This is a genomic window from Methanosarcina sp. WWM596 (genome assembly GCF_000969965.1).
Lineage (GTDB): Archaea > Halobacteriota > Methanosarcinia > Methanosarcinales > Methanosarcinaceae > Methanosarcina.
The window spans coordinates 3,970,411-3,987,095 of sequence record NZ_CP009503.1; the positions used below are offsets into that span (position 1 = coordinate 3,970,411).

The window sequence follows — 16,685 nt, forward strand, 5'->3', positions numbered from 1 at the left end:
GAGTATATAATTTTTGTTTTTATGGATACTTTTTCCTTTCCCCGGAAATAATGGGATGAAAATTATTAATATGGACACAATTATATTCAAATGGGGGATAAAAATCAGGGGGCTGAATAATGGAGAGCAAACTCTATAGAAAAATACAGATTGCAACCGATGGCTCTGAAAGTGCCAGAAAAGCTACAGATGCCTCAATTGAGCTCGCTCGCCTGAGCGGAGCAAAAATTTATGCTGTCTACGTGATCGACAGATCAATTTATTCTTCGGTTCCTGAAGATCTGAAGTGGGAAGAGGCAATGTATTCCCGGTTCAGAGAGTTTGGAGAAGAAGCCGTATCTTATGTGAAAAAAACTGCAAAAAACGCAGGTACAGGCTTGCAGGTAGAACCCACCCTTCTCGAAGGGCATCCTGCAGAAGAAATTGTCAATTTTGCAGAGAAGAACGGAATGGACCTGATTATTGTTGGCTCACTTGGAAAAAGTGGAATAGAACGCTTCCTGATAGGCAGCGTATCTGAAAAGGTAGTCAGGAGCGCAAAAGTCCCGGTACTTGTTGTACGCGAGAAGGGACAGTAAAATAGGTATTTTGCGGAAAAAATTAGATCGGATTCAACAAAGTGAGGGGAAAATAATGCTGAACGAAAAGATGGAAAAAGCACTGAATGAACAGATTAACAGGGAACTGTACTCTTCTTACCTTTACCTTTCAATGGGGGCATACAGCTCGTCCATAGGATTGTCCGGGTTTACCCACTGGTTTAAGGTACAGGTCAAGGAAGAAACCATCCATGGGATGAAGATCTTTGATTACATCAACAGGCAGGGAGGAAGGGTCAGGTTAAAGGAAATAAAAGAGCCGCCTGTGGAGTTCGGCACACCGATAGAGATGTTCAGAAAGACCCTGCAGCACGAACAGTTCATTACCCGCTCAATTAACGACCTGGTGGACCTTGCCCGTTCAGAAAAAGATGAAACTACGGCTTCCTTCCTTCAGTGGTATGTCGAAGAGCAGGTAGAAGAGGAAGAAAACGACAAAGAGATTATTGATAAATTGAAAATTGCCGGGGAAAACAAAGAGGCTCTGTCTGCACTTGATGCTGAACTGGCAAAGAGGCTCCCTCCTAAGGATGAGGAAGAAAGTATCTGAAAGCAAAAACAGGAGTAAAAAAGCAGGAGAAAAACTTAAGAAAATCTGAAAGATATCAAAGGTTAACATAAAATAGTCAGAGACATTCCTCATCCTCAGAGAACCTTGACAACGGTTTCGATTCCGATGGCTGCGATATATTTTCCCGCAGCCAATTGCATTTTTCTTTTATCCATACTTCCATATTCCACTTTACCCGTAACTTATTTTACTGGAACTTATTTTGCCCCGTAACTTATTTAGCATGAAAGTATATGAGGAGATCTTCCTCACGTACTCTCTCTTTCTTCATTTCTCGCAATTACATATATTTCACTCATTATTTTGATCCTTTCATCAACTGAGAATATCTCAGTCTCCACTATCTTTCTCTTTTGAATTTCCCCCTTTTTATATCCAGTTTCATCTTCATACATCTCCTCGTTTGTGATCAGATGCCATATAATTGTTGCAATTTTTCTTGCCAGGGCAATAATTGCCTTTGAATGCCCAATCGACTTCTTTTTTCTGTTGAAAAACTCTTTTAACCTGCTATTTTTTGTTCTTGCTGCTGCCTGAGCAATCTGTGTTAGAATCCACCTTGCTTCCTTAGATCCTCTCTTAGTGATTCTTCCGTTATGGTATTTATCCGCTGATTGGTACACATTCGGAACTATGCCAAGCCATGAAGCAAGCTTATCCCCTGAAGAAAAATCTTTGAAATCGCCTATTTCAGCAATAAGAGTTGCCGCTCCAAGTTCTCCTATTCCTGGAACAGACATTAAAATTTCCATTTCTTGCTTATGATTTTTATAAGCATAATTGAATATTTCTTTTTCCAAAATTTTGATTTCATTGTCAAGATGCTTTATGATATCCAGACAGATCTGAAGCCTGAATGCAGCACCTTGAGAGATTTCTCTGTCCAGAGTTTCCCTTATCTGATCACTTTTTTTACGAACATTTGGGGAAAGGCTTGCTATAATCTGGTCAACGCTTTTACCTGAACAAATTCCTGATAGAATTGCTCTACCACTCTTACCAAAAATATCTGTTAGCACATTCTTCAGATTAAACATTTCAGGTGCGAGTATGGCGTGAGCTTCATTTTTTATATCTGTTCTTTTTTGTACAAGGTTATGGCGAAGCCGGATACATGAACGAAATGTTCTATGGTTTTTTGGGAAAACTCTTGATGGTTGAATCATATTATTCAATGCAAGTTGTGCGATGAATTCGGAATCGATCTTATCTGTTTTTTTGTGTGTAAACGCCTTCATATCTCGGGCATTTCCAACTATAACAGGTAGATGTTTTATCAACGCATCATAAATCGGAACCCAAAAGTCACTCGTTGATTCACAGGCAACAACGTCACATTTATCTGATATAACCCAGTTTTTAAAAGCTAAAATTTCGTCAGGGGTTCTAGAGAAATATTGTTGCTGTTTTTCACCAGATCTACTGAGGATTGTAGCAATGAAAAAGAGTTTGTGAATGTCTAAACCACAAGCTTTGTTAATGACTTCAACCAATTTAGATCACCAAATTAGATCACCAAATTAATTTGGGCAGTAGAATTGCCTCAAAGGCCAATTTAGCATCCGTGATCAAAGTCACATTTGAGCCTTCGATGGCAATTCACTGGTTAGTTTTATCACGGCTTCAAAGAACCAAAATAAGTACAACCTTACTGCCCAAGAGAATGATGAGGTTGATAGGTAAAAAAGGTAAGGAAAAAAAAGTACTTTCATTTCTTTGTGCCTGTTATTCGAAGAATTTCATATGCGTTTTACTGGAACTTATTTTGCCCTATAATACTCCCCGGTTTCCGACTCTATTTTCTCTATTTTGCCTTCACCAAGCAACTTTTCGAGGACAGGAGAAAGGCGTCCAGGACCCATGCTCAGACCCTGCCATGTCTGTTCGAAGGTACAGGGTCTTCTAAGAAGAAGTGCATAAACTTCCTCCTCCAAGTCTCGGTGTAAAACCTTTCCCCTCTTATTTTTCCCCTTTAAAACCAGCCTTACTTTTTCGTCTCCAAACTCTGAAACAAAGCGCTGAATAATTTCCTTCAACCTCTCCTCAGAGACTGGCTTCACCCATTTTTCTGCAGGAGGACGGCTGACTGTCAGAACCTCGATCTCATCAGGGCATATATACCTGATTGTTTGTACCAGTTTTTCGACCTCTTCATCAGTACTATTCAAAGGCTCACCTGTTTCGCTTTCGAGAAACATGACCTCAAGTGCCAGCCTTTTTCCGGCCCCGGCTTTCGCAAGTTCCCGCAGACCTTCGATTATTTCCTGCAGGGCTATGCCGGGAGCAGGTCTGTGTATCCTTCTCCAGGTATTTTCATTTCCGGAAACCAGGGTTGCAACAACCAGATCCGCCTGAGCCAGGTTCTTCCGAACATCCTCTCTTCCCACAAGAGAAGAATTCGTTATTATACAGACAGGAACCCCACTTATTTTCTTGATAACCTGGACCATCTCCCCCAGAGAGAGGTTCAGAGAAGGTTCACATGTTCCGGAAAATGTGATATAGTCCAGGTTTTCGATATCTTTATTGAACTTCTGGAAGCTCTCAGAGACTTCTTCCGGAGTCACTGCTTCCTTCACATCTTCAGGACTTTTGAGTTTTGACTCAACATGCCCTAGCTGACAGTAGATACAGTCGTAGTTGCAGTTCTTTTTAGATCCTGCATTCTTTATTACATCTACTCCTAGAGATCTTCCAAGCCTTCTTGAAAGAAGTGGTCCGTAAACGATTCTTGAATTCATTTTTTAACTCTTCCTTTTTGAACAATAAGAGAAGAAAAAAGTGAAAAATCCACCAGATTCTGTCCTTATAATCATTCTTCACTGCTTCCCTGGCAGAAGAGCCTTAAATTTCCAAGAAAGGGATTTAAGTTCCTGTTTAAGGAGATTTATCCGGTTTTCAAGTAAATCGGCTTCATACACGGCCTGTGACTGAGAAGGGGCGGCGTAATAGTATTCAGGATATGTATCCAGAACAGCAGACTCCCCGGCATTCACGACCTCGGGGGCACTCCTGCACCTGTAACCCCTGCCCTTACCGGCACACCCCATCCCACGGCCACTTCCAGATCCGGATTTGCGTCCTCCAGATTTCTGTCCTCCAAATCTCCTTCCTGCCCCTGAGGGAACTCCTTTTGTGTAACCAGGAGAATCATTACCCGTACAATAACCCAGGTTCCTTCCTGTCTTTGACCCATTGCCCGTTGGCCCGGTCCTATTTCCATTTGGCATTTGCTTTCAACTCCTTTATATTGAGAGCGCTGGAAAAGTCAGAAGTTTACACCTAAATTCACACAGTGCCTAAAAATCCAATCAAAAGATATGGATCATGAGACCTTTTGGAATCTATTGTCAGTGTTTAAATGTGCCAAAATTTTGGCAATTATCGACTTTTCCGACGTTCTCTATTACATTCTCGTTCTTCTACAACATTCTCGTTCTTCTACAACATTCTCATTCTTCTACAACATTCTCGTCCTTCTACAACATTCTCATTCTTCTACACTGCTTTCCTGCAGCTTGAGTGTTTTAAGTTTCCCATCAAGGGTTTCAAGTTCCTGTTTCAGGAGCTTTATTCGGTTTTCAAGGGAATCAGCTTCAGATCCGATCTGTGACTGAGAAGGTGCGGGGTAGTAATATCCGGGGTAGTAATATCCAGGGTATTCACCCCGGGCAACAAATCCTCCGCCTCTTCCAAAACCAGGGGTTTTCCTGCACCTGAAACCCCTACAGGCTCCGCGGCCTGCACCTCGACCCATACCGCGCCCGGCTCCACCGCCAGCGCCCCGGAATGCGCCCGCCGGACCTCCGGTCATATAACCCGGGCTGTCACTGCCCGAGCAGTAACCCATGGTCCGTCCTGTCTTTGATCCCTGGCCCATCGGACCTGTTCTATCTCCATATGGCATTGTTTCCAACTTCCTTCATTGTATGTTTTAATTTAACATGAATTGTTTTATTCAGTTGTGGAATGGAGTAGCAAAGGAGCACTGATTGTACCTCCCTCCCACTTTTTTTTTCGAGCGCCCTTTAACTCATTTCCTGACCATAGGGCTTCCACATTTCTCACACTTCACCTGGCTGCAGGAGACTCCCGGAGTATGGGGAGTTTCATGCCCGCAGGCAGTACATACACAGTTTCCGTCAGGTCCGCCGAACCGTCCGCCCTGGCCTCTGCCCTGTCCGCGGCTTCTTCCGCCGCCAACCGGACCCTGGCCTGAAGGACCTGTTCCGTCTCCTCTTGGCATCCTGTAATCTCCTCCTTCAATTCTTATTGCTTTTCCATAAACAAGCGCTTCAGTTACTTTTTCAAGTGCTTTTTTCAGAGCCCTCTGAAAGGTAGACTGGTGGACCTCCATACGGACCGCAGCCTCGCCCTGGGAAAGGTTTTCCAGGAAGCTGAGCCTCATGGCCTCGAGTTCGTCGATTGTCAGCAGGATTTCTTCAGAAATTTCGCCTTCAGGACTCAAAGGCCTGAACTGCCTTGCCGAATGTTCGAAATCCACCATCCTTCTTTTTCTAGGACGCATAATTATGCATAATAATGCAAAACATAAATAGTTTTGCATTCGTACAGGCTCTTGCCCTAAAATAACATTCCAAAAATCGAATCGAAAAAAAACTTGCAAGAGTCGAAAAAGAAACTTGCAAGTATAGTATCAGCTCACACTTCATGGGAGTTTCCAAACCCATATAATCTGGGATCATCCGGATTAACAGTCACTTCCTGACCATTGGGGTCCCGCACTTTTCACATTTAATTTCAATACAGGGAACTCCTGTCTTGTGGGGTACTTCGTATCCGCATTCAGGGCATATGCATGTCCCTTCCGGACCACCAGTTCCTCCTCTGCTTCTGCATTGTCCTCTGCCTTCCCGGCTTTTACCCACCGGACCACTACCATTTCCGCCTGGCATCCTGTAATCCCCTCCTTCAAATATGAGATAAATTTCCCAGAAAACTGAACCTTATGGCTTCAAATTCGTCAACTGTAAGGACTATTTCCACAAATGAACCCTCTTCTAAATATTCAGGTTTGAAATGCCTCAAATGATGTTTAAAATTCACTATTTTTCATTTCCTTGGACGTACTATGGACGTACTATTATGCATTATTATGCAAAATGTCCTACATATAATTTACCCTAAATACTTTCTCCCAAAAAAATAGGTCAGGTACAGGATAAAAAAATCGTGAGGTCAGGTATTAATATATGAAGCCTGAAAAGCACCGTTAAATGTTAAGCAACCTGGAATTCGATATCGTGAAAAAAGGCTTCGAATGGCTCTCCACCCAGCAGATTCAATCCGTAAAAGAACTTGCAAGTACAGTATCGGCTCATGCTTTATGGGGACTCCCGAACCCCTATATTACCCGTCTAATCCGTAAAAAAGAAGGTGAATGCTGGAACTCCTCAATTAGAGATACGGCAAGAGCCTGTTCAGCCCTTTCGACTGAAGGAATTATATTCAAGGCACCGGAGAGGTGGCTGTTCTCCATGAAAAAAGAAGGCTCATGGAACGAAGACGTTTATGATACTGCCTATAGTCTTGGGGCTCTTGCTGATATGGAAGTTTCTGACAGGGAAGGATGTAACTGGTTATATGAAAACTACGGTCCTGCCTGGGAACAGGTTGGTACTACTTCCCTTATAATCACAGCCCTCAAAAAACAGGAAAACCTGACAGGAAACAGGGATTTTGAGGTTTTTATCCGGGAAAGGGCTGAGTGGGTCCTTTCAAAAAAAGGACAGGACGGAGGATGGGAGCATATTTCCACAAGCAACCTGGCAATCCAGGCTCTTCTCCTTGCAGGATTCAAAAAAGAAGTGGGAGATTCTATAGACTGGCTCCTTGGAAAAGTCCGTGAAAGCGGAGCCTGGGGAAACAAAGTAGACGACATAAATGCAACTGCTCTGGCTCTGAGCACACTCGGGATATATGAACTATCCTGAACGGGAAAAATTAAATTCATTTCTTTAGCCAATTTCTTTTTTATTCGGAGATTTTTCTCCGTCCCTTTCATCCGGATTTTTATATAGGACTTATTTTCTTCTCCGTATTTTATCAGGACCTGCCTATAAGATGCGATTTTCCCAAAAATATAAATAAGAACTCGAATCTGGCCAGGTATTCACCAATAAACATATATATTAAAGAATATTATTTTATTCATTAATTAAGATCGCTATAGAAAAAAAACAACAAATAAAATTTTAATCTATTTTGTCTAGGAGGAAACCTGATCATGTAGATCGAATGGACTCTAAATCCGTTCAGCCGGGTTAGATTCCCGGGGTTTCCGCCACGTTTCTGAATCCCGGAATGGCACTTGCATAACATTCCACTGAAATTTTTATAGAATCAGGAAACTCTTTCCAGAGTCTATAAACTATTCTATTGCCTGGGATTATCGATCTCTTTTCCGGGGTAGCTGTCAGCAATTGCTGGCTCCACGCTTATGTTCTGTAAGCCGGGGTTCTGAATACTGTTCTTGGAAATTATCCGGGTTTTAGTTCACCGAGGGTAACACTATGGATAAAAAACCACTAAACACTCTGATATCTGCTACAGGGCTCTGGATGTCCAGGACCGGAAAGCTTCACAAAATCAGGCATCATGAGGTATCAAAAAGGAAAATCTACATCGAAATGGAATGTGGAGAACGGCTTGTTGTGAACAATTCCCGGAGCTGCAGGACAGCACGGGCCCTGAGGCACCATAAGTACAGGAAGATCTGCAAACACTGCAGGGTTTCAGATGAGGACCTAAACAAGTTCCTCACAAGAACAAACGAAGACAAAAGCAACGCGAAAGTCACGGTAGTTTCTGCTCCAAAAATAAGAAAAGTAATGCCAAAATCAGTTGCAAGAACCCCAAAACCACTTGAAAATACGGCACCGGTACAGACTCTGCCTTCTGAGTCTCAACCTGCACCCACTACACCAATTTCTGCATCAACAACAGCACCTGCATCAACTTCTACAACAGCACCTGCACCAGCTTCTACAACAGCACCTGCACCAGCTTCTACAACAGCACCAGCTTCTGCATCAACAACAATCTCCACTTCGGCAATGCCTGCATCTACATCAGCACAGGGAACAACAAAATCAACTACATCTCCGGCGGCTTCCCAGACCATCCCTGTTCAGGCGAGTGCTCCTGCACTTACAAAGAGCCAGATTGACAGGCTTCAAGGTCTGTTAAGCCCGAAGGATGAGATTTCCCTGGATTCCGGAACGCCCTTCAGGAAACTTGAGTCCGAACTGCTGTCCAGGAGAAGAAAGGACCTGAAGCAGATCTATGCCGAAGAAAGGGAACATTACCTGGGAAAACTCGAACGCGAGATTACGAAATTTTTTGTTGATCGGGGTTTTCTGGAGATAAAGTCCCCGATTCTGATCCCTATGGAGTATATTGAAAGGATGGGCATTGATAACGATAAGGAACTCTCAAAGCAGATCTTCAGGGTTGATAATAACTTCTGCTTAAGGCCCATGCTTGCTCCGAATCTCTACAACTACCTGCGCAAGCTTAATAGAGCCCTGCCTGACCCGATAAAAATCTTCGAGATCGGGCCCTGTTACAGGAAAGAGTCTGACGGCAAAGAACACCTGGAAGAGTTTACCATGCTGAATTTCTGCCAGATGGGGTCAGGCTGCACGCGCGAAAACCTTGAAGCCATAATTAAAGATTTCCTGGACTACCTGGGGATCGACTTCGAAATTGTAGGAGACTCCTGTATGGTCTACGGGGATACCCTTGATGTCATGCACGGAGACCTGGAACTTTCCTCAGCAGTTGTCGGGCCCGTGCCCATGGACCGGGACTGGGGAATAAACAAGCCCTGGATAGGGGCAGGTTTCGGGCTCGAACGCCTGTTGAAGGTTATGCACAATTTCAAGAATATTAAAAGAGCTTCAAGATCCGAATCATACTACAACGGGATTTCCACCAACCTGTGACCTGTGATTCCATAAACGCAGATAAAGACCCGAAAAATGTCGGGGAAGATATTAGAGAAGCAAATGAGACTCAAAACGGAAACAGATCTTAAAATGGCAAACTGGTCTGAAAGGACCTGAAATTAAAAAGATCTGAAAGAATGTCTGCAAACCTATAAGAGGGTGAAATTTTGATCCAAAAAATGGCAACCAACGAACTTGACAGTTTCGGGGAAAAAATCATTGACGGCTTTAACTTATCTGACGACGATCTGAGGGCTCTGCTCTCCCTTGAATCCGATGAAGAGCTGGAAAAGCTGTACTATGTAGCCCGAAAGGTCAGAAACTATTATTTCGGCAACAGGGTGTTTCTTAACTGCTTTATCTATTTCTCCACTTACTGTAAGAATCAGTGCGCTTTTTGTTATTATAACTGTAAAAACGAGATCAAACGCTACCGCCTGACCAAAGAAGAAATCAAAGAGACCTGCAAAACCTTAAAAGGAGCAGGTTTTCACATGATTGACCTGACCATGGGAGAAGACCCGTATTACTATGATGAGCCTGACCGCTTCGTGGAACTTGTCAGAATAGTGAAGGATGAACTTGGGCTTCCCATTATGATTTCTCCGGGAGTGATAGATAATTCCACCCTTCTCAAAGCCAGGGAAAAAGGAGCAAATTTCTTCGCCCTGTACCAGGAAACCTATGACCTGGAACTTTATAAAAAACTTCGGGTAGGACAGTCCTTCGAAGGGAGGTATAACGCCCGCCATTTTGCAAAGGAACAGGGGTACTGTGTAGAAGATGGGATTCTCACAGGAGTTGGAAACGACATTGAATCGACAATTAAGTCCTTGCGGGGAATGAAAGCAAACGACCCCGATATGGTCAGAGTTATGACATTCCTGCCCCAGGAAGGAACTCCGCTTGAAAGTTTCAAAGAGAGCTCAAACCTTTCGGAACTAAAAATAATTGCAATTCTCAGGCTCATGTTCCCGAAATGTCTGGTCCCGGCTTCCCTTGACCTGGAAGGTATCGACGGCATGGTGCACCGCTTAAATGCGGGTGCAAACATTGTTACCTCCATCCTTCCCTCGGATTCAAAGTTAGAAGGTGTTGCCAACTATGACCGCGGCCTTGAAGAAAGGGACAGGGATATAAGAAGTGTAATCAAAAGACTTGAAAGTATGGGTATGGAACCTGCCCGACAGGCGGAATTTGAGGCTGTCCTGGGGTGCTAGCTTGAGAACCATATGCCTTATAGGCGGGAAACTCCAGGGCTTTGAAGCTGCTTATCTGTCTAAGAAAGCCGGAATGAAAGTGGTTGTTATAGATAAAAATCCACAGGCCCTTATAAGAAATTACGCTGATGAGTTTCACTGTTTTAACGTAATAAACGAACCGGAAAAACTTCTAGAGATCTCAAAAAATGCTGACGCCATATTGCCGGTAAATGAAAACCTTGAATGTATAGAGTTCCTGAGTTCCATAAAAGAGAATTTCTCCTGCCCGGTACTCTTTGATTTTGAGGCTTACTGGATCAGCAGGGATAAGAAAAAATCAAAAGAATACTTTGCGTCCATAGGAGTCCCGACCCCACAGGACAAACCATCTGAACCCCCTTATTTTGTAAAACCCCCCTGTGAAAGCAGCAGTGTAGAAGCCAGGATAATTTATGACAAAGAGGAACTTGGAGAGCTTAAACCGGGCATGCTGATAGAAGAGTATGTAGAAGGAGACGTGATTTCTCTTGAAGTTATAGGAGACGGGACCCATTTTGCAGTGGTAAAGGAAACCCTTGTACATATTGACAAAACCTATGACTGTCATATGGTAACTCCTCTTCCTCCGGACCCTTCTTTCAGGGAGATATCCTATTCCCTTGCAGCAAACCTGCCCTTAAAAGGGATTATGGATGTGGAAGCAATCTCCGGCCCCCAGGGATTAAAAGTAATCGAAATCGATGCCCGCTTCCCGAGCCAGACTCCAACTGCGGCTTATTATTCTTCAGGAATTAACCTCATTGAACTCTTATTCTGCGCCTTCACAGAGGGAGTTGAAGAGACCAAAACCCTTCCTGAAGACAGATACTGCATTTACGAACACCTCATGCTTGCAGAAAGTGGAGCCCTTCTCCCTGTGGGAGAACAGATACTTTCCATGGGGAATGATTACGGAAAATATTATGAAGAGCCTGGCATTGAGATATTCCTGTGCAAAGGAGAAGACCCTGTATTCACCCTGATCTTCTGGGGCAAAGATAGGGAAGAAGCCGAAACAAAAAAGAGAACAGGACTTTCGATTCTGAGAGATCGCTTCGGAGCGGTCGTGTAAAACGGCAAGGATTTGCTCAAAATAAGAATATATTTAAAACAGAGTAAGGAGATAAAAAATGGCACTTTTAACCCCAGAAGACCTGGAAAACATTAACAGACAGCTTCATGAAGCTGATTCTGCTGTCCGGAGAGTTACAGGGCTTGATATAAAAGGAGTCTGCAAAGACTTCTACGGCACAACCCCATGCTGTGAAAAAATAGGCATTGTACCTGTGACCTCGGGAAACGGGATCATAGGAAACTTCTCGGAATCCCTGCATGCAATTACAGAATATTTCGGATTTGACAGTTTTGTTACGGATATTCCTGACGTGAGCGGGTACTACGAGGCAGTAAGGAACGGAGCGCAAATTATCCTTATGGCGGACGACAATACCTTCCTTGCCCATAACCTCAAAAACGGAAAAATAGCCAACAACCAGCCCTGTACAGGCATAATTTATGCGGAAATAGCCTCCAGATACCTGAAAGCCGATTCAAAGGATGTGCTTGCTGTTGGCCTGGGAAAGGTGGGCTTTCCGGGAGTAGCGCACTTCGTACATAAAGGCTTCAGGGTCTACGGATATGATGCTGACAGCACAATCCTCGAGAAAACCGCATCCAGCCTCGGGATTACTCCTTTCGACCCCAACAACCCCAGAAAATTCTCCATTATTTTCGAGGCTACCCCCTGTGCGGACACGGTCCCCGAATCCGTGATTTCAGAAAACTGCGTAATTTCCACCCCCGGAATCCCCTGTGCTATTTCCAACGAGCTTCAAAAGAAGTACGGAGTTGAACTTGTAATGGAACCTCTCGGGATAGGGACGGCATCAATGCTGTATTCGATTCTCTAAGCGCCCCCTGCAACACCTGGATTGCGTCTCCCGAATTGCGAGTCGGGAGCCCGCGGTCCTTTTCGCTGCGCTCAAGAGGAAGAAATTATTACGCAGGGGAAGGGTCAGTAAAGGAAAAGAGTGGGAAAATAGTTCCCACGAATTTTATTTTGCGCCGGTGATGCGGAGTTTGGTGATGTCGATGGCCTCTTCAGGGCAGATGCTCACACACCCGAATTCCGCTTCGGGAGCACGGGGTCCGTTTCGCTACGCTCAAGCGGACGAAATTATTACACAGGAATTATTACGCAGGTAAAGAGTCAGTAAAGGAAAAGAGAGTGGGAAAATAGACCCCACGAATCTTATTTTGCGCCGGTGATGCGGAGTTTGGTGATGTCGATGGCCTCTTCAGGGCAGATGCTCACACAACGGCGGCAGCTTGTGCCGAGGCATTTCTGGCTGTCGTATTTTGCGATCATTTTGCCATCGGTTTCGACGATTTCGAGGGCGTCTTCAGGGCATTCTTCTACGCATTTCAGGCAGTAGATGCACTTATCCACAGGGACTTCGAGGATTATGCCTATTTCTTTGAGGATGGCAAGCCCGCCAACTCCGACATGTTCTATATCCTTGCTGACTCGCTTTTCGATAATGGCGTGTTCCAGGGTTTTCGGGAGTTTGGGCAACCCGTAGAGTTCAAGCATCTGGTCGTACATTTCAAGCGGCATTCCCATGGTCCAGTAGGAGAGTTCGCAGAGATAGAAGTTATTGAAGGTCTCGCTGGTCGCCATCATGAGGTGATCGGCAGTAATTCTTTTTGCAATCTCGATAACATCCTCCAGCCTGGACCTGTTCAGAACAAGTTCCCGTGCAAGAGCAAGAGAGGTGTTTCCGAACTGGACAATTTTTTTGGCATAACCCGGGGTGGCCCCGAGCCTGCGGGAAGCTTCAGCGTCTACATAGGCTCCGGAAGCCCCTGACATGTATGCATACTCAAGGTCTTCATACTTTATTCCGGACTCCACAATGAGGGTCATGTGAGCTGCACGGATCGCCCCTATGGCCTTTCCGGCTTCTTCCACATCTTTTTCAGTGATTTCAATTCCAGGGCCAAGAATCAGCTTCCCATTGGGAAGTTTCGGAGATTTAGTTATCAGCCCGCTTCTCATGGCCAGGGAAAAAGCCGAGATTACCCCGGTACCTGTGATGCCCACGGTTTCCCCACCATAGGACTCCTTAATCTCGCCTGTGACCGGATGGATAAGGTAGGCATCCTGCTTTTCCATCTCCTTATCAAGGACTATAATTTTCCAGTATTCGCCCTCGGGTTTCACGTCACAGATAGCCCCGGGGCTTGCAAGCATGCCGGAACTTATGCCCTGCCCTTCAATCGCAGGGCCTGCGGCAGCACTTGCCGTGATAATCCTGTCCCCAACCTTCAGGGCCATTTCGGCGTTTGTCCCGTAATCGGTAACAAGTGCAGGTTCGGTCTGGCTAAGGAAATCAGTTTCCAGCATCATGGCAAGGGCGTCTGCTCCGATCTCATGCCTGATTGCGGGGGGCACGATAACTTCACAGTTAGGCAGGTCCGTATCCCCGAAAAGCTCTGAGGCTGGAAACACACGGGCATCTCTTTTTACATCCTGGACTCCGAGCATTTTCTGCTTGTTTTCCCCTGCGTATGCCAGATCCCTGATTTCTATGTTCTGGAAAAGGGAAAGCTGGATAGGGTTTCCGCAGACTGCAAGTCTTTCTACTTTAGAAAGGTCTGCATCGAATTTCAGGAACATTCTCCTGATAGTTTCGATAATTACTCCATGAGCCACATCCTCACCTGTTGTGATTGCAAAATCCAGGTGATCCATGACATTTCCTCCGGGGAGAGGATGACCCATGGTTATGACTGTTTTTAAAGTTTCATTCGTTTCAAGATCAATAAACTGGGCTCTAAAACCGCTGGTACCCAGATCAAGTGCTATTCCGTACATTTTATAGATCCTCCGGGAGTATGCATTATCAGGGGTCTCCTGGCACCATGGATAGCCCCATAAAAGAATGGAATATGATGAGTAGCTTGTTCTAATCCAGTACAGGAAAGGGAATATAATATTTTGATAACTTATTCAATATATAAGTTAATATATAAGTTATTCCTGTCCCACCCAAATTGCGCTTCGGGATCTCAGGAAATCGGAGATTTTCTGGAAGTTGCACTGAAAGTGCAACAGTACGCGGTCCTTTTCGCTTCGCTCAAGAAAACTAATTTGGGAGTTATAGCAGTAGTTTTTCTCGAGAGGACTTAAAAAGACACTGGTACAGCTTTTCCGCGTATTTCCGGTTTTCTGTGATTCATCTCTTCACCTGATATTGGTGAAGGGATTTTAAACCTGACTATACTTTAAAGAAGTTAACCTTAATTAAATCCATGGATCTCTTTATAATAGATTAAAGTTTCCCCATAAACAGGCATATAAAACAAATTTAGTTGTTTTGAGAGAATTTCCAACTAGTATAAACGGTTTAATTGATAAATTTTTATAATATAGAATTTAATTAATGAATAATAATACATATTTATATATAGTAGATTTTTTGATAATTAACGCTGTCTATATAACATAGAGAGGGATTATAGATGACAGAATACACACCAAAAGAAAGATTATACCGTGCATTAAGGAAACAGCCAGTGGACAGAATGCCCGCAGTCTGTTTCACCCAGACAGCAACTGTTGAACAGATGGAAGCCTGCGGAGCCTTCTGGCCCGAAGCCCATGCCGACGCAACAAAAATGGCAACCCTTGCAGAAGCAGGACACACAGTAATAGGCTTTGAAGCTGTGAGAGTCCCCTTTGACATCACAGCCGAAGCAGAACTTTTTGGCTGCGGGATAAAGGCTGGCGACCTGAAGCAGCAGCCGTCTGTGATCAAGCACGTTGTCAAGAACCTGGAAGACCTGGACAAGCTCAGGGACTACAAACTGAATGAAGGCAGAATTGGACAGGTACTCGAAGCCGTCAAGATTCTTTCCGAAAAACACGGAAAAGAACTCCCAATTATCGGTTCTATGATCGGCCCCTTCTCCCTTGCCCAGCACCTCAATGGGGACGCCTGGTTCGGAAACCTTTTCACCGGCGAAGACGTCGTCCCTGCACTCCTTGACTTCTGCTCGGACTTCAATATAGCATACGCAAAAGCAATGGCTGAAAATGGAATGGATACCCTTGCAATCATCGACCCCACAGCAAGCTACGAACTCATCGGCGGGGAATTCTACGAAAAGTACGCTCTCCCCTACCAGAAAAAGATCGTTGATGCAATGAAGGAACTCGACATAGCTACAGTCCTCCACATCTGCGGAAACACCACCAAAGGTCTTTCGATCATGGAAAAGACCGGGGTTGAAGGGATCAGTGTTGACCAGAGAGTTGACATCGCAACCGCAAAAGGTAATGTGGAAAACACACTCATCATCGGAAACCTCGACCCGGTAGCCGTACTCTGGAATGGAACCCCCGAAGACGTCGCAGCAGCATCAAAGAAGGTACTTGATGCCGGAGTTGGACTACTCGCACCGGGATGTGGGATTGTAAGCATGACCCCTACTGCCTGTCTCCAGAAAATGGTTGAATGTGCTAAAAACCACAGGTATTAAACGGAGTGCAGACAAAATTACCAGACTGAAAAACAACAAAATAACAATAGAAAACTAAAGTACCGGTATTCAAACCGGTTTCTCTTTTTAAGATTCTCACTGAAAGTTCAGCCTGAAAAACAACTTTTTCTGATTATGCCGATTCTGCTGGACCCCGATTTTTCAAACAACGGGTGTGTTTTGCGAAAGGTAAATCTAATATTTAAAATTTTCTATTATAAGAGAAAATATAATAAATATACTTTGAAGCCGAAGAGGTCATATATTAAGTGTAAGTCAGAAAAAGTACTATAACTTATATTTATAATTTTGGATTAATTGCCATAAGAGGGGGCCATCAGTAGAAAAAAGTGAGAAATGATCTGAATTTCAGGAGGCGGAGCCTAAAAAAAGTCGCGCATAAAATTTTCTGCAATAATATATTATAAAGAAATATAGTGTTTATTTATATAGGAGAATTTCCATATTTAATTTGAGGAATTCGAATCTGATATTCAGGACAATTCCAGCAGTTCCAGCAGGTATACTGTTGGAGAATTTGGGATATAAATTGCTACTTCGACTGGGAAAATAACAAATTTACAGTCTCCAGCAAAATTCCCCGGCTACAATGTAACGAGAAATGAAATTATTCACAAAGAGCCCCAAACTCTATTTGGGCAAAATGGCAAATGTAAGTGAATAATTCCAGTAATAGGCAATTAAGAAAATACCGCAAAGACATCCCTCACGCCTAATGGCTAAATAAGAGGCAGCAGGG

General features: G+C 44.0%; 15 protein-coding genes. 8 read left to right on the forward strand and 7 right to left on the reverse strand.

All coding sequences use genetic code 11. From position 1 onward, the window contains the following. The first annotated feature begins 119 nt into the window (after positions 1-119). On the forward strand, positions 120-578 hold the full coding sequence (locus MSWHS_RS17485) for a universal stress protein (RefSeq protein ID WP_048129993.1): 459 nt from the start codon (positions 120-122) through the stop codon (positions 576-578). 55 nt (positions 579-633) lie between these two features. Further along, on the forward strand, positions 634-1,149 hold the full coding sequence (locus tag MSWHS_RS17490; RefSeq protein WP_048159482.1) for a ferritin: 516 nt from the start codon (positions 634-636) through the stop codon (positions 1,147-1,149). Between the two features lie 269 nt (positions 1,150-1,418). Here the strand turns inward: MSWHS_RS17490 and MSWHS_RS17495 are convergent, their stop codons facing one another. The 6 genes from MSWHS_RS17495 to MSWHS_RS21845 all read right to left on the reverse strand — a co-directional run bounded on the left by MSWHS_RS17495 (position 1,419) and on the right by MSWHS_RS21845 (position 6,086). After that, positions 1,419-2,663 carry an IS110 family transposase gene (locus tag MSWHS_RS17495; protein WP_048125153.1) on the reverse strand — a complete coding sequence of 415 codons (1,245 nt, stop codon included), beginning with the start codon at positions 2,661-2,663 and terminating at the stop codon, positions 1,419-1,421. Positions 2,664-2,930: 267 nt separating this feature from the next. Beyond that, the gene (locus MSWHS_RS17500) at positions 2,931-3,911 is read right to left on the reverse strand and encodes a radical SAM protein (protein ID WP_048159483.1); all 981 of its coding nucleotides are present in this window, start codon (positions 3,909-3,911) and stop codon (positions 2,931-2,933) included. A gap of 78 nt (positions 3,912-3,989) precedes the next feature. Next, positions 3,990-4,400, reverse strand: a complete 411-nt coding sequence (locus MSWHS_RS19795) for a DUF5320 domain-containing protein (protein WP_048159484.1) — start codon at positions 4,398-4,400, stop codon at positions 3,990-3,992. A gap of 260 nt (positions 4,401-4,660) precedes the next feature. Further along, positions 4,661-5,077, reverse strand: coding sequence for a DUF5320 domain-containing protein (locus tag MSWHS_RS17510; RefSeq protein WP_048129997.1), 417 nt, complete (start codon positions 5,075-5,077; stop codon positions 4,661-4,663). Between the two features lie 126 nt (positions 5,078-5,203). After that, positions 5,204-5,698, reverse strand: a complete 495-nt coding sequence (locus MSWHS_RS17515) for a DUF134 domain-containing protein (RefSeq protein WP_048159485.1) — start codon at positions 5,696-5,698, stop codon at positions 5,204-5,206. A 190-nt stretch (positions 5,699-5,888) separates the two neighbouring features. After that, complete coding sequence (locus MSWHS_RS21845; RefSeq protein WP_231585510.1) at positions 5,889-6,086, reverse strand: hypothetical protein; 198 nt, start codon at positions 6,084-6,086, stop codon at positions 5,889-5,891. Positions 6,087-6,407: 321 nt separating this feature from the next. Here MSWHS_RS21845 and MSWHS_RS17525 point away from each other — a divergent pair, with 321 nt between their 5' ends. From MSWHS_RS17525 to pylD, 5 genes are all read left to right on the forward strand, one after another. Next, positions 6,408-7,124, forward strand: a complete 717-nt coding sequence (locus MSWHS_RS17525) for a hypothetical protein (protein ID WP_048159487.1) — start codon at positions 6,408-6,410, stop codon at positions 7,122-7,124. Between the two features lie 579 nt (positions 7,125-7,703). After that, on the forward strand, positions 7,704-9,137 hold the full coding sequence (pylS, locus tag MSWHS_RS17530) for a pyrrolysine--tRNA(Pyl) ligase (protein WP_048130001.1): 1,434 nt from the start codon (positions 7,704-7,706) through the stop codon (positions 9,135-9,137). Between the two features lie 170 nt (positions 9,138-9,307). After that, positions 9,308-10,360: a methylornithine synthase PylB gene (gene pylB, locus MSWHS_RS17535; protein WP_048130002.1), complete on the forward strand. Its 1,053-nt coding sequence runs from the start codon at positions 9,308-9,310 to the stop codon at positions 10,358-10,360. Between the two features lies 1 nt (position 10,361). Further along, a complete protein-coding gene (gene pylC, locus MSWHS_RS17540) occupies positions 10,362-11,453 on the forward strand; it encodes a 3-methylornithine--L-lysine ligase PylC (RefSeq protein ID WP_197073984.1) in 1,092 nt (363 codons plus the stop codon). A gap of 58 nt (positions 11,454-11,511) precedes the next feature. Then, the gene (gene pylD, locus MSWHS_RS17545; RefSeq protein WP_048130004.1) at positions 11,512-12,291 is read left to right on the forward strand and encodes a 3-methylornithyl-N6-L-lysine dehydrogenase PylD; all 780 of its coding nucleotides are present in this window, start codon (positions 11,512-11,514) and stop codon (positions 12,289-12,291) included. A gap of 341 nt (positions 12,292-12,632) precedes the next feature. Here pylD and MSWHS_RS17550 read toward each other — a convergent pair whose 3' ends face one another. Further along, entirely contained in the window at positions 12,633-14,258 is a 1,626-nt protein-coding gene (locus tag MSWHS_RS17550; protein WP_048130005.1) for a methylamine methyltransferase corrinoid protein reductive activase, read from the reverse strand. 647 nt (positions 14,259-14,905) lie between these two features. On the opposite strand from MSWHS_RS17550, the gene mtbA reads away from it, so the two are divergent. After that, positions 14,906-15,925 (forward strand): methylcobamide:CoM methyltransferase MtbA, encoded by a 1,020-nt coding sequence (mtbA, locus tag MSWHS_RS17560; RefSeq protein ID WP_048130007.1) that lies wholly within the window; start codon positions 14,906-14,908, stop codon positions 15,923-15,925. The last annotated feature ends 760 nt before the right edge of the window (positions 15,926-16,685 follow it).